Below are 22,376 nucleotides of genomic sequence, written 5' to 3'. Positions count from 1 at the left end.
CACTCATTGCGATTCGTCATGCGGGACGGACGGATCGCCCGTCCCGCGCGAAACCAGTCCGTCAGGCGGCCGGCGGTTCGTCGTCGCCGTCCTTGTCGACCGGCACGAACAGCCCGACCTTGACCGCGCTCAGCACGACATTCGTGTTGATCCGGCGGATCATCGGATTGCTCTGCATGATCCGCGCGGACAGCCGGTCGTACGCCTCGACGTCGCGTGCGGTGATGATCGCGATCAGGTCGGCGGAGCCGGTCACGTAGTAGATCTGCTGGATCTCGTCGTGCGCCTTCGACCACTCGCGGAACCTCGCGACCGTCTCGTAGTTTTCGCGTTCGATCTCGATTGCCGCGATGAACGTCATCGGCCGGCCGACCGCCGCACGATCGACCACCGCGATTTCCGCCGAAATGATCTTTTCGGTGCGCATGCGCTTCAGCCGCTTTTGCACGGCCGACGTGGACAGGCCGATCCGTTCGGCGATGGCATCCGCGGTCGCGCTGCAATCGCGCTGGACGATATTCAGGATCTTGCGGTCGAAGGAGTCGAGTGCGTCGGTCATCGCGTGGTCTGCCGGAGAACGGGTGCTTGCGTCAAAGATAGAAAGGGCGGGCCGACCTGAGCCCGACCAGATGCCGGACACGGTCGAACGCGGTGACGAGCGTTTCGCGCCACTGCGCCACCGGCCCGCTGATACGTACGGGCGCGAAATGGATCGTATCCACACCCGCAGGAATTCGGAACGGACGCTCGATGCCATCGTCCGATTCGGTCACGAGCGCGGTGCCGTCGACTTCGGTGAGGCTCATCAGCAGATGGGCGGGTGCAGTCGCACCCAGCAGGTCGCGCAGAGGCGACTCGCTCGCGGACAACTGTTCGAGCAGCGGCAACTCGTACGCGCCGGGCCACCAGGTGTCGTGCTCGTCGAGCCACGGGCCGACGCCCGGCATGCCGACCATCTCGAGGATCCGGTTCGCACCGAGATGCGCATACGCGCGACACCGGCCGGCTCCGTCGGTCGACGAGCGCGCCAGCCAGCCGCCGGCGCTCGGGACAGGGTCCGTCAACGCGACGTTCGCAGGCTTTAGTCGGCCGAGCGTTTCAGCCGTGCCTGCGGCGGATCGGTGCCCTTCGCAGGACCTCGGTGCGTGATCCGGCACGATCCTGCACACCCACTTGGGACCGCCCTGCAAGGCGGCGGGGACGTCGCCGGCCCGGACTTGAGCGGCTCGCCTGCGGGCGTATTCGACGATGACGATTGGCGTGTCCGGCATACGACTCTCTTGTGCTTGCTGGGCCGCGTCGCAGCGATGCTGGCGCGCTTCATGGATCGGCCGACGGTGTTGGGGCTGGAGAAATCATATCGCCTCGATGCGACTGAAAAAATCTCAACCGCGCCGAACCTCGACGTAAAACGTCGAAAAACACGCCTTACCGGACGTTTCGCATCCAATCGAGCGCCGGCCAGTCCGCCGGCCATCACGACCGCCGAACCCGCAAGTCAATGTGATGCACCGAACAGTTGAATCACGACGCCGCGCAGCCAGCGGTTGCCGGCCTCATGGTGATATCGCGCATGCCAATGCTGTCGTACCGCAAACCCGTCGACCGGGATCGGACACGCATGAACCGCCAGATCGCTCGCCTGGGCCAGTGTCTGGCCGATATGGCGGGGTAGCGTCGTGATCAGGTCGGTCGTCTGGACGATCGCCCCCAAGCCCAGGAAACCCGGCAGCTCCAGCACGACGTCCCGCTCGATGCGCGCCTGCCGCAGCGCCTGTTCGAGGAGTTGCGCCCCGGTTCCCGCGGTGATGGCGACATGTCCTTCGGAACGATACTGCTTCGCCCCGAGGCGGCCGCGAATCCGCGGATGATGCCGGTTGGCCAGGCATACCCAGTCCTGGTCGTACAGCTTCTGCTGATAAATGCCGCCACCCAGCCACGGCACATAGCCGATCGCGAGATCGGCTTCGCCGGATTCGAGTGCGCGTTCCGTATTGCCGTCGATCCGCGCGGCTTCCAGCCGGACGCCGGGCGCCTGCGCCCGGACATGGGCCAGCAGCCTTGGCAGCAGCGTGATGTGGCTCGCGTCGGTCATGCAGATGCGAAAGCGTCGCTGGGCCGTCGCCGGATCGAACGCGATCTCCCATGCGGTGAAGCGCCGCAGGGATTCGAGAATTTCCCGGCATGGCCCGATCAGCGCGTCGGCTTGCGGCGTGGGCGCCATGCCGCCGGGCGTCCGGATGAAGAGCGGATCGTGCAGGTGTTCCCGCAAGTGCCCGAGCCAGATGCTGACCGTCGGCTGGCTCTGGCCCAGTTGCTCGGCGACGCGCGTGACGCTGCGCACGTCGTACAGGAGATCGAAAAGCTGAAGCAGCTTCAGGTCGGGCAGGTCGGCGGGCATCGTGGCGTTATTGTCCAGGGCAATGACGACATTGTATCCATTGCATTGTCGGCATGAGCGGCGACTCCTATCGTGATGCCATACGTCAGCTTTGCATGGGACCAGAGTAAGGCGCCAAAGCGCCAACTCTGGTCGACAAAGGAGAAGCCATTGAAAATAGCAATTCTGGGCGCCGGCGCACTCGGCTGCGCGATCGGCGCCACCCTCACCCAAGGCGGCCACGAGACCTGGCTGATCGACCGCTCGCCGGCACACGTCGATGCGATGCGCCGTGACGGCCTGCGCGTCGACGACGCGGCCGGCACCCGCCACGTGCGCGTCCACGCGACGACCCAGGCTGCCGAAGTCGGCGTGGCCGACCTGGTGGTGGTGCTGGTCAAGTCGTTCCACACCGACGCGGCCATCCGCGGCGCCCAATCGCTGGTGGGGCCGGATACCACCGTGCTGTCGCTGCAGAACGGCCTCGGACACGAGGACATCCTGATCGACGTCGTCGGCCGCGAGCGCGTCCTCGCGGGCAAGACCTACGTCGGTGGCGTGCTGCGCGGCGCGGGCCATATCGAATCCGGCGTGATCGGCAAATACACCTATATCGGCGAACTCGACGGCCGCATCACGCCGCGCGTGCAGGCGATCGCCGCCGCGTTCGATGCCGCCGGCCTCGCCACGACGATCAGCGACAACATCGTCGGCACGATGTGGGACAAGCTGCTGGTGAACGTCGCGACGGGTGCGCTGACCGGCCTGACCGGCCTCACCTACGGGCAGCTTTACGACGAACCGCTGCTGAAGGCGACGTCGCTCGCGGCCGTGGCCGAGGCGATCGCGGCGGCGCAGGCGGCCGGCGTCAAGCTGTCGATGACCGATCCCGAGCAGGCCTGGACGCTCGCCGCCGAGGGGCTGCCCGCGTCCTTCAAGACGTCGATGCTGCAAAGCCTGGAGAAGGGCTCGATCACCGAAATCGACTTCATCAACGGTTCGGTCGTGCGCTGGGGGCAGCGCTACGGCGTGCCGACCCCGGTCAATGCAACGCTCGTCGCCTGCATCAAGGGGCTGGAACGCGCGATGGCCGACCGCCAACAGCAGGAGGCCGCCGCATGAATGCCACGAAAGCCTATCTCGAACACGTTGCGATCTGGGTCAAGGACATCCGCTGGCACATCCGCTTCTTCGAGGACGTGCTCGGCATGACCCTGCGCGAAGTGGACGGCACGCTCGACGCGCCGCGGCAGTACTGGACGCTCGGCGGCCTGCAGTTCATCCACGCGCCGGAACACGATGGCCCGGAAGGCCGGCTCGCGCATCTCGGCGTGATGTGCGAAGACCTGGAGGCCGCGCTGGCCGCGGCGCAACGCTTCGGCGTGACGGAGATGCCGCAAGGGCGCAACTGGCTTCGCCTGCCCGACGGGCTCGCCGTCGAGCTGATCCAGGCCAGGCCGGCTTCCTGCGTCGCGCAGGCGCTGGCGATCAACCCGCGCGCGGAGGCATGACCATGACGATCGTCGAAAAATACTGGGACGACGCCCGCGAGGGTGACACGTGCACGAGCCCGAGCTACACCGTGACCAAGGAGCGCATTCTCGCGTACGCCGACCTCACCGGCGACCATACGCCCGTCCACGTGGACGAGGAATACGCGAACGCGAGCCATTTCGGGTGCCTCGTCGCGCACGGGCTGTTCGGCCTGTCCATCGCCGACGGCCTGAAGACGCAGAGCGACTATCGCTTTCTGCCGGGCATGTCGCTCGGCTGGAGCTGGGATTTCCTGCTGCCGATCAAGGTCGGCGACGTGCTGCACGTGACGTTCCGCGTCGGCTCGATGCGGGCGAGCAAGAGTCGCCCGGACTGGGGCATCGTCGTGCTGCCGTCGGAGCTGATCAATCAGGACGGTCAGGTCGTTCAACGCGGCGAGCATCGCCTGATGGTGCCGCGCCGCCCGGAGGCACTGTGATGCAGGCTCGCCCACTCGAAGGCATTCGCGTCGTCGACTACAGCCACTTCCTTGCCGGGCCGTACGTCGGGCGCTGTCTCGCGGCGCTCGGCGCCGAAGTCATCAAGGTCGAGCGCCCCGGCTCGGGCGACGCGGGACGCCAGCACGCGACCGTGCTCGACGACCAGCAAAGCGGCTACTTCCTGCAGCTCAACATGGGCAAGCGCGGCGTGAGCGTCAACATGAAGGACGCGCGCGGCAAGGCGTTCATGCAGCGGCTGTGCGACTCGGCCGACGTGTTCATCGAGAACTATCGGCCGGGCGCGCTGGACAAGCTCGGGCTCGGCTATGCCGAACTGTCCGCGCGCAATCCGGGGCTCGTCTACTGTTCGATTTCGGCGTACGGGCACACCGGTCCCGATGCGCATCGCGCAGGCTTCGGGCTGATCGCGGAAGCCAAGAGCGGCATCATGCAGATGGTCGGCACGCCCGGCGAGCGGCCGCCGCTGCTGCGCATCTCGCTCGGCGACATGTATACCGGCATTCATGCGGTCGCGGCCATCAACGCCGCGCTGCTCGGGCGCGTGAAGAGCGGCCGCGGGCAACACATCGACATGGCGCTGTACGACACGCTGGTATCGATGCACGAATACGCGGTGCAGTGCTACACGCTGCAGGGCGTGCTGCCCGAGCAGACCGGCCACGACATGCCGACCTCGACGCTCTACGGCGTATTCCGCGCCGCGGACGGCGATCTCGTGATCGCCGCGCAGGTCGACGACGCGTGGAAACGCTTCGCCGAGCTGATCGCGACGCACGGCGGCCCGGCGGAGTTCGGCGCCGACACGCGGTTTCACGACAGCACCGGGCGCAACGCGCACCGCGCGGAGATTCTGTCGGTGGTCGAGCCGTGGGTGGCCGCGCGTTCCGTCGCGTCGGTGCTGGAACTGCTCGACGGCATCGACGTTCCGTGCGCGAAGGTGCAGCGCATCGACGAGGTATTGAACGATCCGCGGATCCAGGCGCGAGGCATGGTCGTCGAACAACAGCATCCGCGCTACGGGACGCTGCGCCTGCCCAACCTGCCGTTCCGGTTTTCCGATTGCGATACGACGATACGCGACGTCGCGCCCGATCTCGGGCAGCACAACGCGGAAGTCGCGCGCGCCCTCGGGTTCGATGCGGCCGAAATCGACGCGATGCAGGCCGACGGCGTCCTCTATTCAAAAGCGAGCCAATGATGACCGACCAATACGCGGTGATCGGCAATCCGATCGGGCACACGAAATCCCCGTTGATTCACGGCCTCTTCGCGCAGCAGACACAGCAGGACCTCAGCTATACGGCGATCGAGGGGCCCGTCGAGCCGGCAGGCGCTTTCGCTGCCACGGTTCGCGCGTTTTTCGACGGCGGCGGCAAGGGCATCAACGTCACCGCGCCGTTCAAGCTCGACGCGTTCGCGATGTCGGACGAACGCAGCGAGCGGGCGCAGCTCGCGGGCGCGACCAACGCGCTCAAGTTCGACGGCGGCCGCATCCTGGCCGACAACTTCGACGGCATCGGCCTGGTTCGCGATATCGAGGCGAACCTCAGGCTGCCGATGGCCGGCAAGCGTGTCCTGGTGCTCGGTGCGGGCGGCGCGGCACGCGGCGCGCTGTTGCCGTTCCTCGAAGCCGGACCGGCTGAACTGGTCATCGCGAATCGCGACGTCGACAAGGCGCGCGCATTGGTCGCGCAGGTCGCCGGACGCGGTCCGCTCGTTGCCGGCGGCTACGCGGACCTCGCACGCATGGGGCGTTTCGACCTGGTCGTCAACGCGACGTCGGCGAGCCTGACCGGCGACCTGCCGCCGGTTCCGCCGAGCGTGTTCAGTCCGGCCGGCACGGCCTACGAACTTGCCTACGGCAAGCGTCTGACGCCGTTTCTCCGGCTCGCGAAAAACGCCGGCGTACACGGCATTGCGGACGGCGTCGGCATGCTGGTCGAGCAGGCGGCCGAAGCGTTCGCGTGGTGGCGCGGCGTACGCCCCGAGACCAGCTCGGTGATCGATCGGCTGGCCGTGCCCTTTGATTGAACACGCGATGGAGATTCGCATGAAGAAGATCCTGATGCTGCATGGCATCAATCACAACATGTTCGGCAAACGCGACCCGGCACAGTACGGGACGATCACGCTCGCGCAGATCGATGCGCGGCTGCAAGGGCTGGCGAGCGAACTGGGTGTACAGGTGGAATCGTTCCAGACGAACAGCGAAGGCGCGATGTGCGAGCGCATTCATCGCGCTTTCGAGGAACGCCAGGATGCGGTGCTGATCAACGCCGGGGCATGGACGCATTACAGCTACGGCATTCGCGATGCCCTCGCCATCCTCACGTGCCCGATCGTCGAACTGCACATGTCCAACATTCATGCGCGCGAGCCGTTCCGGCATCACTCCGTGCTGGCTGAAATCGTCAGCGGACAGATTTGCGGTTTCGGAGTCCAGAGCTATCTGCTGGCGCTGCGGGCCGCGGTCTCGGCGCTCGGCGACGCATAGGCCGATTCCCGCATCGGCCGCCGATGCGGGACCGACGCCCATGCGCAACCGTTCCCGGGTGCGCGGCGTGGCGCACCGCGCTGGTTCGCCGTGCGTCGGATCGACGGGCCCCGGTCAGGTCACACACCGGAGTCGCCACATCGGGCAGTGACGACTCCCCGCATCACCCGCGTTGCCCGGCACACATATCAATATCTGGAGACGACGATGACCACGACCTTGCGAGACGAGCCTCGCGGCAGGCACCAATCGAGAAAAGCCGCCATCAGCGGCTGGATCGGCTCGGTGCTCGAATACTACGATTTCTTCATCTACGCCACGGCATCGGCGCTGATCTTCCCGCAGATCTTCTTTCCGCACGGCAGCCCCACGACCGCCATCATCGCGTCGCTGGCCACTTACGGTGTCGGCTACGTGTCGCGCCCGATCGGCGCGTTCGTGCTCGGCCATCTCGGCGACACGCGCGGACGCAAAACCGTCCTGCTGTTCTGCATGTTCCTGATGGGCATCTCGACCGTCGGCGTCGGCCTGCTGCCGACCTATCAGCAAGCCGGGCTGATCGCGCCGGCCTTGCTGGTGACGCTTCGCCTGCTGCAAGGTTTCGCCGTGGCCGGCGAGATCACCGGCGCGAGCTCGATGATCCTGGAACACGCGCCGTTCGGTCGGCGCGGATACTTCGTCAGCTTCACGCTGCAGGGCGTGCAGGCGGGCCAGGTGCTGGCCGCCGCCGTGTTCCTGCCGCTCGCCTACTACATGCCGTCCGCGCAATTCGACAGCTGGGGCTGGCGCATTCCGTTCCTGCTGAGTGCGCTGGTCATCGTCGCGGGTTTGATCATTCGCCGTAAGGTCGACGAATCGCCGGCCTTCGATGAAGCGGTACGCAACCAGGCGCAAGCCGGCTCGCCCGTCGCCGACGCTTTCCGGCATCACTTTCCCGACATGGTGCGCGTGGCCTGCATGTCGATGATGAACGTGATTCCGGTCGTCGCCACGATCTTCGGCGCAGCCTATGCGGTCCAGCCGGCGTATGGCATCGGCTTCCAGAAAGACATCTATCTCTGGATCACGGTGATGGGCAATATCGTTGCGATGATCGTGATTCCGTTCGTCGGCAACCTGTCCGACAAGGTCGGACGCCGGCCGCCGATCATCGTCGGCGCGCTGGCGGCCGGCCTGCTCGCGTTCGCCTACCTGTATGCGATCAGCATCCGCAACGTGCCGCTCGCGTTCGCGATGTCGATGCTCATGTGGGGGGTCGTGTACCAGGGCTACAACGCGGTATTTCCGTGCTTTTACCCGGAACTCTTCCCGACCCGCACGCGCGTCTCCGCGATGGCGATCGCGCAGAACCTCGGCACCGCGGCCACGGCGATGCTGCCCGCGCTGTTCACCGCAGTCGCGCCGCCCGGCGCACACCACGTGTGGCTGATCGTCGGCGGGATCGCGTTCGGCATCACCGTGATTGCGTCGCTCGCAGCCGCGAGCGCACGCGAGACCCATCGTGTCCATATGAACGACCTGGGGCAAGCGAACGCTCGACCGGTCGACAAGGCCGAATACGACCGGCTGCGCGTCGCTGCGATGGCGCGCCATCGCGTCGCGCACGAACACGTGCCGGGATCGCTGGGCAGCTAGCCGGCGCTCGACGGGGCATCGTGTCCGGCGCCCCGTCCGCCGGGCAGTTCCGGCTTGCTGCTGCACCCTCGCCGGCAGAGCGCACTTGCTTTGCCGCTGTCTTCACCCGATGCCTGATACCGTGCCGAAAACCGTCATGCCGGACACCACGCGCCCTGCCCGCCTGAACTTCGCGCTCATGTTGCCGCTTCTGCTGGCGGCCCAGCCGGTGGCGACCGACAGTTACCTGCCGGCGCTGCCTGAAATCGCCGCAACGCTGGGGTCCGCCAGCGTCAGCCTGACGGTTTTCGCATTGATATTCGGTGTCGGGCAATTGCCGATGGGCAGTCTTGCCGACCGGTACGGCCGCCGCCCCGTGTTGCTGAGCGGTCTTGCGCTCTATACGCTGGCAGCGCTCGCGGCTGCGCTCGCGTCGAGCGCGGCGATGCTGGTCGCCGCTCGCGCGATGCAGGGCTTTGCGATGGCCGCGATCCTGGTATGCGCGCGCGCGACGGTGCGCGACCGGTATTCGGCGGCCGAAGGCCCGTACGTGATGGCGCGCGGTTTCATGGGAATGGGGATGATGGCGTTCCTCGCGCCGATTCTCGGTGCGTATGTCACGCAGCAGGCCGGATGGCGATGGGTGCTCGCGGGGATGAGCCTGTATGCGTTCGGGCTGCTCGTCATGTGCTGGTACGGCTTCGAGGAAAGCTTCACCCGAGTCGCTTCGGGCCGGGGCTCGATACGCGGCTCGATAAGCGGCTCGATCCGCGACGTGCGCGAGATATTCGGCAATGCCACGTTCAGGGTATGGGCGCTGCTGGCCGCCTCGACGTACACCGGCATGTTCTGCTTTCTCTTGCTCTCGCCCGCGATCTACATCCGGCATCTCGGCCTGTCGCCCCAGCGATATGGCTGGATACCGGCGAGCGGTACGTTCGTCTATGTGCTGAGTACGTATGGCTGCCGCCTGTTGCTGCGACGTCAGAGCATGCTGCGAACGGTGCGACAAGGCGCAACGTTGAGCCTCACCGGCGCGGTGATTCAGGCATTGGGGTGTGCGCTGCTTCCCGGAAGCATCTGGCCGCTGCTCCTCGGGCATGGCGTGTATTGCCTCGGCCACGGCATCCATCAGCCCTGCGGGCAGGCAGGGGCGGTCAGCAGCCTGCCTCATCTGGCGGGCCGCGCGGTATCGTGGTCCGGCTTCATCATGATGTTCTTCGCTTTCAGCGTGGGACAGACGGCAGCGGTCTTCACCGATCCGCGCTATCAACTGGGCGCGTGGCCGATGGTGGTGCCGATGCTCGTCGTCGGCGTGACGCTGGTCACGATCGCGTTTGCGTGGCTGCCGACAATCATCCACACGACTTCGGTCGTCAGGCAATCCGGCGTATCGGCGAGTTCGAGCAGCTGACCGGGCCGCCGTGCTTGCGTGCGAAGCGCGCGGCCGATTCGCTCGCCCTGTCCGTCGAATGCGTCGCGCGCGATGTGACGCCGCCAGCTCGTGACCTCGAACGACGCGATGTGGAGAATCTTCGCGATGCGCTATTGCCGATACGAAAAGCAAAACGACACACCGCACGCATGCTGACGCCTGACGACGGGGAGCCGTCCATGGGAGCGCGCGAAGGATGCCGGTTATGGGAGCGGGATCGAAACCGGGTTTGAACGACCCGCGCTACGCGCGCCGCCGGTAAGTCCCCGGCGTACTCCCCGTCCAGTGCCGGAATGCGCGATGGAACGCGCTCGGATCGTCGAAACCGATATCGGCGCCGATCGCCGCGATCGTGTCGAGCGTGTCGGTGAGCCGCTGGATCGCGATGTCGCGCCGCAGTTCGTCCTTGAGCGCCTGGAACGTCGTACCTTCCGAGGCCAGGTGGCGGCTCAGCGTGCGCACCGAGCAATGCAGATGCTCGGCTGCCTGCTCGATCACCGGCAGGTCGGGCAGCGCCGCCGACAGGTATTGCCGCACGCGATGGCACACGAGCTGTTCGCTGAACGATTCGAAGATCCAGTCGCCGGGCGCGCGCGCGAGGAACTTGCGCAGGTTGCGCTTGCTCTGCCGGATCGGCGCGTCGAGGTAGTCGGCGCTGAAGCGCATCAGCGTGCGTTCGCAGTCGAACTGCACGGAGCCGGTGAAGAAGTACAGGTGCTCGACCGCATGGCGCGGCCGCGGGCACGCGAACTCGATCCGCAGCAGCGGGATCTTCTGCCCGATCAGCCAGGAACACACGCCGTGCACGAGCTTGAGCATCAGCTCCTGGCCGAGCGCGCCGATCGGGCCGACGGCCGGGTTCGGCCGCAGCAGCACCTGCGCGACGAGGCCGTCGCGCTTCGATTCGACGAAGAAGTCGTCGAGCAGGATATGGAAGAACTGGCCGAAACGGTGCAGCGCCGTTTCGAGGTTGCGCGCATCGAGCAGGCTCAGGCACAGGTACTTCAGCGTGCCGCCGCGCAGCGGGCGCGAGAAGATGCCGGGCATCTCGTCGTCGAGGTCGATCGCGAGCGTGCGGTACAGCGTCGAGAACTGCTCTTCCGTCACGCGCGCGTGCGGCTCGCCGAGCAGCTCGAGCGGGATGCCGGCCCCGCGCAGGTAACGCTCGACCACGTCGCGCTGCGCGCCCGCGCTCGCCAGAAAGCCGTTGACGAGCGAAATCGGCACCGTCGCGCTCGGCGACGGCAGCGCCTGCCCGGGCCGGGCGGAAGGTGAGTCTGAACCGGTCATCGCGTCCCCGTCGATCGAACCGCTCGCATTGTACTTGAGCGGCCCGGGCCGGGCTTTTGGGGCTTTTGGGGCTCTCTCGGCTTTCTCGGCTTTCTCGGCTTTCTCGGCTCTCTCGGCTCTCTCGGCTCTCTCGGCTCTCTCGGCTCTCTCGGCTCTCTCGGCTCTCTCGGCTCTCTCGGCTCTCTCGACTTTCTCGACTTTCTCGACTTTCTCGACTTTCTCGACTTTCTCGACTTTCTCGACTTTCTCGACTCTCTCGGCTCTCTCGGCTTTCGGCGCGCCGGCCCGCGCGCCGCCGGGCGCGCGGCGTTTCGGCGCCATCAGTCGGCGCGGCTGAGTTCCCGGCGCAGGATCTTGCCGACCGTCGACTTCGGCAGCCGCTCGACCAGGCGGATCAGCTTCGGCACCTTGTACGCCGCGAGGTTCGCGCGGCAATGCGCGACGAGCTCCGCTTCGGTCACGGCCGCGTCCGGCGCGAGCACCACGAACAGCTTCACGGCCTCGCCGGTGCGCGCGTCCGGCACGCCGATGCACGCGCATTCGGCCACGCCCGGCAGCGCGGTGGCAACCGCTTCCACCTCGTTCGGATACACGTTGAAGCCCGACACGATGATCATGTCCTTCTTGCGGTCGACGATCTTCAGGAAGCCGGCCGCGTCGAACACGCCGATGTCGCCGGTGCGGAAGTAGCCGTCCGCGGTGAACGCCGCCGCATTCGCTTCCGGCTTCTGCCAGTAGCCGCCCATCACCTGCGGCCCCTGCACGCAGATCTCGCCCGCTTCGCCGATCGCGACCTCGCGATCCTGGTCGTCGAGCAGCTTCACGTCGGTCGACGGCAGCGGCAGGCCGGTCGTGCCGGTGAACGCGTCGATCGACTGCGGGTTGAAGGTGACCACCGGCGACGTTTCCGACAGCCCGTACCCTTCGCGGATGAAGTTGCCCGTCACGGCCTTCCAGCGCGCGGAGATCACGTCGATCACCGCCGCGCCGCCGCCGGCCGACAGCTTCAGCCGCGACCAGTCGACTTCCTTCAGCCGCGGATGGCCCGCGAGCCCCGCATACAGCGTGTTGACGCCGACGAACACCGTCGGCCGCGCGGCCTTCAGCACGTCGATGAAGCCGTCCATGTCGCGCGGATTCGCGACGAGCCAGTTCTCCGCGCCGATCGCGAAGTAGGACAGGAAGTTCACCGTCAGCGCGAAGATGTGATACAGCGGGATCGCCGTGACGACGACCTCCTCGCCCGGCTGCCGTGCGCCCGACACGATCGCCGCGAACTGCTCGATGTTCGCGACCAGGTTGCGGTGCGACAGCGCGGCGCCCTTCGACAGCCCGGTCGTGCCGCCCGTGTATTGCAGCAGCAGCAGATCGGCGCCGCCGAGCGCGACCGGCTCGAATGCGAGCGCTTCGCCGGCGGCGAGTGCATCGGCGAGCGGGATCGAGCCCGGCGGCAACGCGTCGCACGCGCCGGCCGGCGCATCGACGACGCCGAGATCGCCGCGGCCCACGCCCAGCACGGTCCGGATGCGCGTCTTGCCGACCACGTCGGCGAACGTGCCCATCGAGCCGCCGCACACCACGGCCACTTCGACGCCCGCGTCGTTGAGCTGGTGCTCGAGTTCGTGCGCGGTATAGAACGGGTTCACGTTGACCTGGATCGCGCCGAGCCGCGCGAGCGCGACGGTCGCCACCGGAAACGCGAGCACGTTCGGCAGCATCACGGCCACGCGGTCGCCCTTGCGCACGCCGACGACCTGCTGCAGGTACGCGGCGAGCGCGGCCGACAGGCGGTCGACGTCGGCGTAGGTCAGCGTGCGGCCGAGCGCGCGGAACGCGGGACGCTCGGCGAAGCGGCGCATCGCGTCGTCCAGCAGCGCGGTTACGGAAGGAAAGCGATCGGGGTCGATCTCGGCGGGGATCGAGCCGTACGAGCCGATCCAGTGTCTCTTCGTCATTGTCCTGCTCCTCGGGGGACGGCACCGGGCAGCGCCGTTCGCACGGCGGCCCGCGCACCGGATGCGCATGGGCCGTCGCCTGAGCGGGAACTATCGCGCGCCAACCGCGCTTTGAAAATGATCCGGGCGGTCGAAAAGATGATCGAAACGGACACGCGGACGCGCGGCGAGCGACCAGCCGCGGCGTGCGCTCGCGCGACGGTTTGCCCTTGCCGGACCGTGCAAGCCCGTACGCATCAGGGTGAACCCTATGGCGCGCCCGCGTGTTCCGGCGCAGAATCGCGAACCCGGAACGGTATCGAATCGGACGCAGAACCAGCCATGCCGCGCAGTGCGCTCTTGACCCCGACGGCCGCCGGCGCCGCCCCGCTGCCGGACGCGCCGCTCGCCCCCGCGTCGCGCGAGAAACGCTTCTCGCCGGCCAAGCTGGCCGTGCTCGTCGGCGTCGCGCAGGAACTCGGCCTCGACCCGGCCGCGGTGCTCGACGGCACCGGCCTGGCGCCGGACGCCGTCGCCGACCCGTTCACGCTCACGTCGCCGCTGCAGTTCCTGACCGCCGCGCGCAACGCGATCGGCCGCTACGACGGCACCGATCTCGGCGTGCAGGTCGGCCGCCGGCTGCATGCGTCGAGCTACGGGATGTACGGCTACGCGATGCTGTGCTCGGAATCGCTCGCGCATGTGTTCGATTCCGCCGTCAAATATCACCAGCTGGCCAACGGGATGCTCGCGATCCGCTGGGTCGAACAGGGCGACACCGCGTCGTGGCTGTTCCCGGATCCGCACGAAGCCGCGCTGCCCGGGCCGGACCTGCCGCTGTACCGCTTCCTGATCGACATGCAGTTCGCGCTGCACGTGACGATCATCAAGGACGTGATGGGCGCGTGGTGCGTGCCGGCCCGCGCGCAGTTCGCGCAGCCGGAGCCGGCGCACGCGGCGCAGCTCGCCGATGCGCTCGAATGCCCGATCGCGTTCGACCAGCCGCACCATGCGTTGAGCTACCCGGCCGCGTGGCTCGCTCGCGCGCCGCAGCTCGCGAACCCGATCACCGCCGCGCAGGTGTCATCGCACTGCGCGCGCCTGCTCGACGAGTTGCGCAGCCAGGCCGGCGTCACGCGGCGCGTCTACCAGGAACTCACGCGCACGCCCGGGCAGTTTCCGGACATCGACGCGATCGCCGATACGCTGTGCATGACGTCGCGCACGCTGCGCCGCAAGCTCGACGCCGAAGGCTCGTCGTACAGCGAACTGCTGACGAGTGTGCGCAAGGCGCTCGCGATCGATTACCTGAGCACCACCACGCTCAGCACCGAGGACATCGCGCTGACGCTCGGCTTCAGCGACGCGGTGGGGTTCCGCCACGCGTTCAAGCGCTGGACCGGCACGACGCCGAGCGAGGTGCGGCGCAAGCGTGGCGGGTGACGGCGAGCACCGCCGGTGGCGTGGACCAGGATCGGTGAAGTCGTCACCGAGGCAGCGCAAACCGGCCGTGTTCTTTTTTCAGCCGAAAGAAGGCGCGCTTTCGCCAGCCGCCGTGCCGATCTTGCGCGTTGAACAGGGAGAATCATGAAACCGTTTCATAGCCGTTGCCTGGCACTTCTCGGTGGCGTCAAGTCTGTTGCCTGGCTGCTCGTCTGCGCATCCGCGCATGCGCAGACTTCCGGGCCGTTCGAACTGAAGTGGACCCATCCAGGCGAGAAGCTCGTCTACCAGTCGCGCGGCTGTGCCGATGAATGCTGGGAGGCTGCGGTGGTGAACAAGCGTACCGGCGTCTTGCTTGCACGCCTGCGCTGCGACGGCACCGACTTGCCGTTGACCCTGCGCGGCTACCGGCCCGCCGCGACGCCATCCCAAGTGGATCTCGGCGATTGCAGCCCCGATTCGTGGCCGCCAGACGGCGTGAACAAGTTCGAGGCCATATCGGCGGAATTCGAGCGATTGCTCAGGATGCCTTGACGTTAGCGACTCGCACGGCAGCGCTCGGCACCGAGCGCTTTCAGCGTGACATCCCGATGCTGAAATCGCGACATCGTTCGACCGAAACGCGTTGATCGCCCCATCGTCCGAAGCCACGGACGACCGACGAGCGGGTGCCGGCCCGCCGCGATTTCCGAGCATGCATTCGGGCGGAAATCGCACCAACGGCGCGGGTCGGCTTCAGTCGGTTTCAGTCGGCTTCAGCGCGCGTCACCCGCCGCCGGATTCGCCACCGCCAGCGCAAACTCGAACACCGCGCCGCGCCCGTCCCGATCGACGAGCCGGATGCCGCTGCCGTTGAGCGCCAGCATCCGGTGCACGATCAGCAGCCCGAGCCCGCCGCTCGTCGCCGCACCGCCGCTGATCGGCCGCTGCGGCCGCCGGAACAGCCCTTCGCGCCGCGCCGGCGGAATCCCTTCGCCGGTATCCGACACGGTCACCACCACGCGATCGTCGAGCGGCGTCAGCGCGACCTCGACCTCGCCGTGCTGCGGCGTGTGCCGCAATGCGTTGTCGAGCAGGTTGGTCAGCACGCGCTCGATCATCCCGAGATCGGCCGACACGACCGGCACGCGCGGCGGGATCCGCGCATGCAGCGCGATGCCGCGCGACTGCGCGGCAAGTTCGAACTTCTGGAATACGTCCTGCACGAGATCGACGAGCGAGAACGGCTCGCGCTCGGCCTGCACGCCGCCCGACTCGAGCCGCGCGAGCTCGAACAGCGCCTGCGCGAGCCGGCCGACCTTCGAACTCTGCGCGAGCGCGATCGACAGGTAGCGGCGACGCTCGGGTTCGGCGAGCGTGTCGGACTTCAGCGACAGCGTCTCCAGATAGCCGTGCAGCGACGTCAGCGGCGTGCGCAGGTCGTGCGAGATGTTCGTGATCAGTTCGCGCCGCTGCTGGTCCTGGCGCGTCAGCGCGCGCCACTGGTCGCCGATCCGGTCGGCCATCTGCGCGAACGCGGATTCGAGCACCGCGATCTCGTCGCCGCGTCGCCCCGGCGGCGAGCGCGGCACCGGCGGCTGCGCATCGGGCGCGGCGTTCGCGTCGAAGCGGCGCATCGCATCGGTCAGCCGGCGCAGCGGGCGCGTGATGAAGCTGAACGCGATCAGGCCCGCGAGCAGGCCGAGCAACGCGACGACCGCCATCGACCACAGCGTCGTGCGCAGCACGTTGCCGGCGTCGACGCGCGCGGCCAGCCGGTCGTGCGCTTCGCCGAGCAGCACCACGTAGATATAGCCGGACGGCGGCTGGCCCGCGCGCTGCAGCGGCGCGGCGCTGAACACCTTGCGCGCGTCGGGGCTGCGCGGATCGTCGCCGAGGATCGGCAGCGGCTCGCCCGCGATGAAGCGCTGCACCGGCGCGAGATCGACGCGCTCGCGCTTCACGTGGCCGGGCGGCGCGTCGTCGCCCTTGATGCGCCCCGCGTTGTCGAGCAGGTACACCTCGACGCTCGGGTTCACGCCCATCAACTGGCCGAACAGCGTGCGCACGGCGTCCGGGCGCAGCCCGTTCGCGTCCATCAGCGGCGTGCTGCCGGCGATGTGCGCGGCGAGATCGCGCGACAGGCCCTGCACGACTTCCTTCTCGCGCATGTCGTTCGCGCGGATCTGCAGCCACGCCGACGCGCCCGAACACGCGAGCAGCAGGATCGAGAACACGAGCGACAGCCGCTGGGTGAGGGTCAGCTTCATCACGTGTCCCGCTGGTCCGGCGCGGCGAGCTTGTAGCCGCGCCCCCACACGGTGAGGATCCGCACGGGCTCGGCCGGATCGGCCTCGATCTTCGCGCGCAGCCGGTTGATGTGGGTGTTCACCGTGTGTTCGTAGCCTTCGTGCTGATAGCCCCACACGGCATTGAGCAGGTCCATCCGCGAGAACACCTTGCCCGGATGCCGCGCGAAGAAATACAGCAGGTCGAACTCGCGCGGCGTGAGGTCGATGCGTGTGCCGTCGACGGCGGCTTCCCGCGCGATCGGGTCGATCGACAGCCCGGCGACGTCGAGCGTGCCGGCGTCGATCCGCGAATCGCGCGCGAGCGCGTCGACGCGCCGCAGCAGCGCCTTGACCCGCGCGACGAGTTCGAGCACCGAGAACGGCTTCGCCAGGTAATCGTCGGCGCCGAGTTCGAGGCCGAGGATCCGGTGCACCTCGCTCGAACGCGCGCTGGTGATGATGATCGGCGTGTAGCGCGTCATCGCGCGCGCGCGCCGGCAGATTTCCAGGCCGTCGACGCCGGGCAGCATCAGGTCGAGGATCAGCGCGTCCCAGTTGCCCTGCTCGAGCAGGCGCAGCCCTTCCGTGCCGTCCGCGCTGTGCACGACTTCGTAGCGCTCGTCGCGCAGGTGCAGGCTCAGCACGTCGGCGATGTCGGCGTCGTCTTCGACGATCAGGATGCGTTTGGGGTGGTCCATGGCGGTCGGCGGCGGCGCGGCGGCGGCGGTCTTCGGTCTCGAACGGCGGTTCCGGCCGGCCAGGTCCGGCAAGCCGGCCTGTCCGGGGCGAATCGCGGCGCAATGCCGCGCTGCCGCCATTGTGCAAAATTTTGCGGCGGAAAGGGGTCACAATTCGTTTAAGTTTGGATCGTGCCCGTCCCGTGAGCCAATGCCCGCAAGGCTTGCTGCCCCGTCCTCTAAACCTGGATCTGCGTTGTCCTGGCCGAACACCCAATGGACGTTAAAAATCGGGCCAGATTTCTTGCTTCATGCTGAAGGCAAATCAAAAGGCAGGAATGGCCCGCAGACGCATCGCCGCTCCCGCGCGTCAACCCTGCGTATGCCGCAATTCGCCGTCGATCTCCTGCGGCAGCCTCAGCAGGTTGAAGATCGGGCAGACCGCCTCGACCGCCTGATGCAGCGCGCGGATGGCCTCGGACGGCTCCGGCGACACGATGTCGAGCGTATAGCGGATGTTGTGCGGGAATACCGGGACATGCTCGAACCCCGGCTGCTGTGCCAGCGGATGCTGGTCGCCGGTCACCTCGACCGCGATCGAATCGATCTTCAGGCCGCGCTCGGCCGCCTGGATCAACGTGATATGCGTGAGGCAACTGCCGAGCACGCCAAGCTGCAGCTCCGGCGACGCGGGCCCGAGGTTGTAGCCCGCGAAGTCGGGCGGACTGTCGCTGATCACCTGGAAGTCGCGAATACGGATCTCGCGCACGCCGCTGCGACCGAGCGCGCGCACGGTCGCCTTCAGCGGCGTCGCCTTGAAATCGGGATCGTTGCGGGCTGCCTGCTGCTTCGCGTGCCACGCATCGCGTTTTTGTGCGAGATAGTCGTTGAGTGTCGTCATGGTCGAGTCAGGGGTAGGCTGCACGCGCGCGACGGATCGATTCGCCGCGTGCCGAGGCGATCAGTCGGCCGCCGGAATCCATGCGGCGGTCGCCGCGTCGCTTGCGCGGAACGCAGGAAACTTCGCGCCGAGTTCGGCCACGGTGCGAATGTCGTTTTTCACGAGATCGTCGCGCGTGATCAGCGTCGGCTGGACCGCGATGCGCGCGCCCGGGTCCTGGCCGGCCACCAGCAGTGCCGCCGCGCGCACCGACACGGCGCCGACGACCGCGGGATTGGTCGCGGCCGTCGCGACCCACGCGCTGTTCGGCGCGCGGATCGCCTCGATGTCGGCCGTCGAGATGTCGGCACTGTAGATGCGGATCTTCGACGCCAGCTTCGCTTCGTCCGCGGCGAGCTTCGCGCCGCGAGCGAACTCGTCGTAAGGCGCAAAGACGACACGGATATCCGGATTCGCGCGATACGCCGCGGCCGCCTGATTCGCGACCGACTGCGCGATCGGATTGTCGACGGTGCCCCAGCGCGCCTTCTCCCGCACCTTCGGGTGCGCGCGCTTGAAGTCGCGCCACGCGGCATCGCGCCGGTCGAGCGGCGCAAAACCGGCGACGTAGACGTACCCGGCCGAGAACGCGTCGCCGTTGTCCTTGACGGCCTGCCCGAGCAGCAGGTTCGCGAGGTCGCGATCGTTCTGCTCGATCTGCGGCACCTTCGGGTTGCCGAGGTCGACGTCGAACGCGACGACCTTGATGCCTTTGTCCAGCGCACGCTGCACGACGTCCTTCAGCGATTCCGGCAGGCCGTGATTGACGATGATCGCGGACACGCCGACGCTGATCGCCTGCTGGATCTGCTCGCGCTGTTCGGCCGCATCCTGCCGGCCCTCGTAAATGCGCAGATCGACGCCGAGCGCACGCGCCTGCTTCTGCGCACCGGCCTCGTAGGCCTGGAAGAAGTCGCCGGTCGACAGATAGTTGACCAGCGCGATCTTCACGCCGCCCCTGTCGAACGGCGCGGGCGCGCCCTTGAGCGGACCGGCCTGCGCGGCGGGCACGCCCAGCGCAGTCGCGAACCACAGCATGCATGCACCGATCTTCAGATCGACGCGCGATTTCCGGCGAAGCAACGAGCGCATGGCGGGCCTGTCTCCAGATAGGACGATATCGGCCCAATCTATCAGCGCCGCACGCGAACTCAAACCGAGCGATTCGGAAATAGATATGACTTAGGATGACAAACCGTTCCGGTTCGGTTAGCCGGCCGATCAAAGCGAGCCGCTGCGGCGCATCGCGGCATGCGCATCACGCTCGCGCATCCGTGCGGCGCCCGATGCCGAACGTAAACGCCAGCGCGAGCACGAGCAGCGCGCCCTTGATGAAATCCTGCATGTAGTACGGCGCGTTCAGCATCGTCAGCCCGTTGAGCAGCACGCCGACGAACACCGCGCCGACGACGGTACCGAACACGTTGGGCCGCTTCGCGCCCCATACCGCGTGACCGATCAGCGCGGCGGCCACCGCGTCGAGCAGCAGCGAGTGGCCGGCGCTCACGTCGCCGCGACCGACCCGCGCGGCGATCAATACGCCGCCCAGCGACGCGATCGCCCCCGAGACGACGTACGCGGCGACCCGGTAGCGCGCGGCGGGTGCGCCGGCGAGCCGCGCGGCCGTTTCGTTGCCGCCGATCGCGTAGATCACGCGGCCCCATCGGGTGGCCTCCATCGCGACACAGGCAACTGTCGTGACCGCTGCGAGCAGCAGCACCGGCAGCGGCACCACGTCGAACACGCGTAGCCGGCCGAGCGCGAGAAAGGCGTCGGGGAACACGCCGGTCGCGTCCGTGCCGTCGGGCAGCACCGAGCCGGTCGCGAGCGAACGGCCGCCGGTCGGAATCAATTGCAGGCCGGCCATCAGGAACAAGGTGCCGAGCGTCGCGAGCTGGTCGGGCACGCGCAGGCGCGTAATCAGCACGCCGTTGAACCACCCGGCGGCCACGCCGAGCGTCACGCAGGCGATCACCGCCGCCAGCGTACCGCCGTGCCACACGACCAGCACATAGCTGGCGGCCATCTGCGCGGTCGCGGCCACGCTGCCGACCGACAGGTCGAAACCGCCGGCGGCGAGCGTGATCGTCACGCCGATGCCGAGCAACGCGACGATCGACACCGACTGCAGGATGCTGAACAGATTGTCGACGTTCAGGAACGCAGGCTCCCTGAGCGCAAACCCGATCACCAGCAGGATCAGCACGAGCAGGATACCCGTGCGCTCGAGTGTGTCGCGGACGCGGGCCGCCGCGGCGCGCGGTCGTTCGACGGGCGCGGCATCGTGCCCGGCGGAAGAAGTCACGGTTTTCATGAGCAGTCACGCAAGGTGGAGGACGTCGGAGGCGGGTCATCGAGCGTCGCTCGATCGAACCGTACGATACGATCCGCGATCTCGGCAGCTTCCTCGAGATCGCTGACGAACACGATCGTCGCGCGCGCCTGCGCATGACGCCGCAGCGTATCGACGATATCGGCCCGCGCGCCGGCATCGATGCCCTGAAACGGTTCATCGAGCAGCAACAGCCGCGCGGGTTCGGCATGCCAGCGTGCGAGCACGACTTTCTGCTGGTTGCCGCCGGACAGGTGAGCCACGCGATCGTCCGGGCCGGTGCAGCGGATGCCGAACCGCGCGATCGCCGCCGCGGCGGCCGCGCGTTCGCGCGCCCTGCCCACCGGGCCGCGCGCGAACCAGCGCGCCAGAAACGGAAAACCGATCGTGCCCGCGATCGATGCGAACGGCACGCTGTCGGGAAACAGCGACGTGCGCCAGCGGTCCTCGCCGGCCAGGAAGACGCCGGCGCGAATCGCATCCGCCGGCGAACGCGGCCGCCACGGCCGCCCGTCGAGCGTCATGTCGCCGGCCACCGCGCGCGCGGCGCCGAAGATCGTATTGGCGAGGCGCGACTTGCCGCCGCCCACCGGCCCCGCGATCGCGACGATCTCGCCGCGCCGCACGTCGAGGTCGAACGGCGTACTGGCCGGCGTCAGCCGGATGCGCCGCATGCTGAATGCCGCGTCCGGTTCGCGCGGCGCGGCGCGGGCCGGCACCGGCTCACGCGTGTTCGGCAACGGCCGCCCGATCATCGTCTGCACCGCCGCATCCAGATCGACGGGCGCGGGCAGGTCCGCGACGATGCGGCCGTCGCGGACGATCGCCACGCGATCGGCCATGCGGCGCAAATCGCCGAGCCGATGCGACACCAGCAGGATTGCCACGCCATCGCGGCGCAGCGCGTCCAGCAGCGCGAAGAGCCGCTCGGCCTCCGGGGCGGACAGGCTGGCGGTCGGCTCGTCGAGTATCAGCAGCGACGGCTGAGCGCCGAGCGCGCGCGCCAACGTCACGCGTTGCTGGTCCGCCAGCGACAGCGACGCGAGCGGCGCGGCCAGGTCGACGTCGAGCCCGACCCGCGCGGCGAGCGGTCGCGCCGCGACACGCCGCGCGGCCGGCGTCGCGCGCCACGGCGACGCCCGATCGCACAGCCGGTCGAGCAGCAGGTTGTCGGCGATCGACAGCGTCGGCACGACCGCGTCGGCGACCGACTGGTGCACGGTCGCGACACCGAGCCGCTTGGCCGCGTGCGGCGACGCCGGCCGATACGGTTGGCCGCGCAGTGTCAGCGTGCCGCCGTCCGGCCGCAGCACGCCGCTCAGGATCTTGACGAAGGTCGACTTGCCCGCGCCGTTCGCGCCCATCAGCGCGACCACTTCGCCCGCGTCGATCGTCAGGTTCAACGCCGACAGCGCGACGGTCGCGTCGAAACGCTTCGCGATGCCGGCGACGCTCAGGACGGGCGACGACGCCGATCGACCTGCGTGCATCGCGCCGGCAACCTCGTTCGCCGTCGTAATCATGCCGGCCTCCCCTGTCGGGCACGGCGCGGTTGCAGCCGGAACAGCACGTC

At 68.0% G+C, this 22,376-nt stretch carries 21 protein-coding genes; 10 read left to right on the top strand and 11 right to left on the bottom strand.

From position 1 onward, the window contains the following. Positions 1–61: 61 nt before the first annotated feature. From U4012_RS33935 to U4012_RS33925, 3 genes are all read right to left on the bottom strand, one after another. On the bottom strand, positions 62–559 hold the full coding sequence (locus tag U4012_RS33935; RefSeq protein WP_044848452.1) for an Lrp/AsnC family transcriptional regulator: 498 nt from the start codon (positions 557–559) through the stop codon (positions 62–64). A gap of 31 nt (positions 560–590) precedes the next feature. Beyond that, complete coding sequence (locus U4012_RS33930; protein ID WP_321804145.1) at positions 591–1,271, bottom strand: hypothetical protein; 681 nt, start codon at positions 1,269–1,271, stop codon at positions 591–593. 227 nt (positions 1,272–1,498) lie between these two features. Beyond that, on the bottom strand, positions 1,499–2,419 hold the full coding sequence (locus U4012_RS33925; RefSeq protein WP_044848491.1) for a LysR family transcriptional regulator: 921 nt from the start codon (positions 2,417–2,419) through the stop codon (positions 1,499–1,501). Positions 2,420–2,551: 132 nt separating this feature from the next. On the opposite strand from U4012_RS33925, the gene U4012_RS33920 reads away from it, so the two are divergent. The 8 genes from U4012_RS33920 to U4012_RS33885 all read left to right on the top strand — a co-directional run bounded on the left by U4012_RS33920 (position 2,552) and on the right by U4012_RS33885 (position 9,896). Next, positions 2,552–3,502, top strand: coding sequence for a 2-dehydropantoate 2-reductase (locus tag U4012_RS33920; protein WP_321804143.1), 951 nt, complete (start codon positions 2,552–2,554; stop codon positions 3,500–3,502). Next, the gene (locus U4012_RS33915) at positions 3,499–3,891 is read left to right on the top strand and encodes a VOC family protein (protein ID WP_044848449.1); all 393 of its coding nucleotides are present in this window, start codon (positions 3,499–3,501) and stop codon (positions 3,889–3,891) included. The genes U4012_RS33920 and U4012_RS33915 overlap by 4 nt, the downstream gene beginning before the upstream one ends. Positions 3,892–3,893: 2 nt before the next feature. Beyond that, positions 3,894–4,352, top strand: a complete 459-nt coding sequence (locus U4012_RS33910) for a MaoC family dehydratase (protein WP_044848448.1) — start codon at positions 3,894–3,896, stop codon at positions 4,350–4,352. Further along, positions 4,352–5,572 carry a CoA transferase gene (locus U4012_RS33905; RefSeq protein WP_321804141.1) on the top strand — a complete coding sequence of 407 codons (1,221 nt, stop codon included), beginning with the start codon at positions 4,352–4,354 and terminating at the stop codon, positions 5,570–5,572. The genes U4012_RS33910 and U4012_RS33905 overlap by 1 nt, the downstream gene beginning before the upstream one ends. Beyond that, the gene (gene aroE / locus U4012_RS33900; protein ID WP_321804139.1) at positions 5,572–6,405 is read left to right on the top strand and encodes a shikimate dehydrogenase; all 834 of its coding nucleotides are present in this window, start codon (positions 5,572–5,574) and stop codon (positions 6,403–6,405) included. The genes U4012_RS33905 and aroE overlap by 1 nt, the downstream gene beginning before the upstream one ends. 19 nt (positions 6,406–6,424) lie before the next feature. Continuing rightward, positions 6,425–6,868 (top strand): type II 3-dehydroquinate dehydratase, encoded by a 444-nt coding sequence (gene aroQ / locus U4012_RS33895; RefSeq protein WP_044848489.1) that lies wholly within the window; start codon positions 6,425–6,427, stop codon positions 6,866–6,868. Positions 6,869–7,075: 207 nt separating this feature from the next. Continuing rightward, the gene (locus U4012_RS33890) at positions 7,076–8,503 is read left to right on the top strand and encodes an MFS transporter (protein WP_321804137.1); all 1,428 of its coding nucleotides are present in this window, start codon (positions 7,076–7,078) and stop codon (positions 8,501–8,503) included. 136 nt (positions 8,504–8,639) lie between these two features. After that, positions 8,640–9,896 (top strand): MFS transporter, encoded by a 1,257-nt coding sequence (locus U4012_RS33885; RefSeq protein ID WP_321804173.1) that lies wholly within the window; start codon positions 8,640–8,642, stop codon positions 9,894–9,896. 264 nt (positions 9,897–10,160) lie between these two features. Here U4012_RS33885 and U4012_RS33880 read toward each other — a convergent pair whose 3' ends face one another. Both U4012_RS33880 and U4012_RS33875 read right to left on the bottom strand, forming a co-directional pair. Next, complete coding sequence (locus U4012_RS33880; RefSeq protein ID WP_321804171.1) at positions 10,161–11,222, bottom strand: AraC family transcriptional regulator; 1,062 nt, start codon at positions 11,220–11,222, stop codon at positions 10,161–10,163. A 305-nt stretch (positions 11,223–11,527) separates the two neighbouring features. Further along, positions 11,528–13,162, bottom strand: coding sequence for an AMP-binding protein (locus tag U4012_RS33875; RefSeq protein WP_321804135.1), 1,635 nt, complete (start codon positions 13,160–13,162; stop codon positions 11,528–11,530). A gap of 321 nt (positions 13,163–13,483) precedes the next feature. On the opposite strand from U4012_RS33875, the gene U4012_RS33870 reads away from it, so the two are divergent. Together U4012_RS33870 and U4012_RS33865 are read left to right on the top strand one after the other, a co-directional pair. Continuing rightward, positions 13,484–14,584, top strand: a complete 1,101-nt coding sequence (locus tag U4012_RS33870) for an AraC family transcriptional regulator (protein WP_321804133.1) — start codon at positions 13,484–13,486, stop codon at positions 14,582–14,584. Positions 14,585–14,728: 144 nt separating this feature from the next. After that, complete coding sequence (locus U4012_RS33865; RefSeq protein ID WP_052664835.1) at positions 14,729–15,118, top strand: hypothetical protein; 390 nt, start codon at positions 14,729–14,731, stop codon at positions 15,116–15,118. Between the two features lie 221 nt (positions 15,119–15,339). Here U4012_RS33865 and U4012_RS33860 read toward each other — a convergent pair whose 3' ends face one another. The 6 genes from U4012_RS33860 to U4012_RS33835 all read right to left on the bottom strand — a co-directional run bounded on the left by U4012_RS33860 (position 15,340) and on the right by U4012_RS33835 (position 22,326). Next, positions 15,340–16,833, bottom strand: a complete 1,494-nt coding sequence (locus U4012_RS33860) for a sensor histidine kinase (RefSeq protein WP_257774842.1) — start codon at positions 16,831–16,833, stop codon at positions 15,340–15,342. Then, the gene (locus tag U4012_RS33855; protein ID WP_124524332.1) at positions 16,833–17,552 is read right to left on the bottom strand and encodes a response regulator transcription factor; all 720 of its coding nucleotides are present in this window, start codon (positions 17,550–17,552) and stop codon (positions 16,833–16,835) included. Before U4012_RS33855 ends, U4012_RS33860 begins: the two co-directional genes overlap by 1 nt. A gap of 349 nt (positions 17,553–17,901) precedes the next feature. Continuing rightward, the gene (locus U4012_RS33850; protein ID WP_044848610.1) at positions 17,902–18,432 is read right to left on the bottom strand and encodes an OsmC family protein; all 531 of its coding nucleotides are present in this window, start codon (positions 18,430–18,432) and stop codon (positions 17,902–17,904) included. 60 nt (positions 18,433–18,492) lie between these two features. Continuing rightward, positions 18,493–19,563 (bottom strand): substrate-binding domain-containing protein, encoded by a 1,071-nt coding sequence (locus U4012_RS33845; RefSeq protein ID WP_321804127.1) that lies wholly within the window; start codon positions 19,561–19,563, stop codon positions 18,493–18,495. A gap of 166 nt (positions 19,564–19,729) precedes the next feature. Then, positions 19,730–20,785, bottom strand: a complete 1,056-nt coding sequence (locus tag U4012_RS33840; RefSeq protein WP_321804125.1) for an ABC transporter permease — start codon at positions 20,783–20,785, stop codon at positions 19,730–19,732. Next, positions 20,782–22,326 carry a sugar ABC transporter ATP-binding protein gene (locus U4012_RS33835; protein WP_321804123.1) on the bottom strand — a complete coding sequence of 515 codons (1,545 nt, stop codon included), beginning with the start codon at positions 22,324–22,326 and terminating at the stop codon, positions 20,782–20,784. Before U4012_RS33835 ends, U4012_RS33840 begins: the two co-directional genes overlap by 4 nt. Between the last annotated feature and the right edge of the window lie 50 nt (positions 22,327–22,376).

This window comes from Burkholderia sp. BCC1988 (genome assembly GCF_905339895.1).
GTDB lineage: Bacteria > Pseudomonadota > Gammaproteobacteria > Burkholderiales > Burkholderiaceae > Burkholderia.
The sequence above is the reverse complement of the archived record's forward strand: the minus strand, read 5'-3'. Positions and strand labels throughout refer to the sequence as shown.

Bases quoted from the DNA above. Each gene is read 5' to 3' on its own strand.
- U4012_RS33935 (WP_044848452.1), bottom strand. From the start codon at position 559: ATGACCGACGCACTCGACTCCTTCGACCGCAAGATCCTGAATATCGTC.
- U4012_RS33930 (WP_321804145.1), bottom strand. From the start codon at position 1,271: ATGCCGGACACGCCAATCGTCATCGTCGAATACGCCCGCAGGCGAGCC.
- U4012_RS33915 (WP_044848449.1), top strand. From the start codon at position 3,499: ATGAATGCCACGAAAGCCTATCTCGAACACGTTGCGATCTGGGTCAAG.
- U4012_RS33910 (WP_044848448.1), top strand. From the start codon at position 3,894: ATGACGATCGTCGAAAAATACTGGGACGACGCCCGCGAGGGTGACACG.
- U4012_RS33905 (WP_321804141.1), top strand. From the start codon at position 4,352: ATGCAGGCTCGCCCACTCGAAGGCATTCGCGTCGTCGACTACAGCCAC.
- aroE (WP_321804139.1), top strand. From the start codon at position 5,572: ATGACCGACCAATACGCGGTGATCGGCAATCCGATCGGGCACACGAAA.
- aroQ (WP_044848489.1), top strand. From the start codon at position 6,425: ATGAAGAAGATCCTGATGCTGCATGGCATCAATCACAACATGTTCGGC.
- U4012_RS33890 (WP_321804137.1), top strand. From the start codon at position 7,076: ATGACCACGACCTTGCGAGACGAGCCTCGCGGCAGGCACCAATCGAGA.
- U4012_RS33885 (WP_321804173.1), top strand. From the start codon at position 8,640: ATGCCGGACACCACGCGCCCTGCCCGCCTGAACTTCGCGCTCATGTTG.
- U4012_RS33875 (WP_321804135.1), bottom strand. From the start codon at position 13,162: ATGACGAAGAGACACTGGATCGGCTCGTACGGCTCGATCCCCGCCGAG.
- U4012_RS33870 (WP_321804133.1), top strand. From the start codon at position 13,484: ATGCCGCGCAGTGCGCTCTTGACCCCGACGGCCGCCGGCGCCGCCCCG.
- U4012_RS33865 (WP_052664835.1), top strand. From the start codon at position 14,729: ATGAAACCGTTTCATAGCCGTTGCCTGGCACTTCTCGGTGGCGTCAAG.
- U4012_RS33860 (WP_257774842.1), bottom strand. From the start codon at position 16,833: ATGAAGCTGACCCTCACCCAGCGGCTGTCGCTCGTGTTCTCGATCCTG.
- U4012_RS33855 (WP_124524332.1), bottom strand. From the start codon at position 17,552: ATGGACCACCCCAAACGCATCCTGATCGTCGAAGACGACGCCGACATC.
- U4012_RS33850 (WP_044848610.1), bottom strand. From the start codon at position 18,432: ATGACGACACTCAACGACTATCTCGCACAAAAACGCGATGCGTGGCAC.
- U4012_RS33845 (WP_321804127.1), bottom strand. From the start codon at position 19,563: ATGCGCTCGTTGCTTCGCCGGAAATCGCGCGTCGATCTGAAGATCGGT.
- U4012_RS33840 (WP_321804125.1), bottom strand. From the start codon at position 20,785: ATGAAAACCGTGACTTCTTCCGCCGGGCACGATGCCGCGCCCGTCGAA.
- U4012_RS33835 (WP_321804123.1), bottom strand. From the start codon at position 22,326: ATGATTACGACGGCGAACGAGGTTGCCGGCGCGATGCACGCAGGTCGA.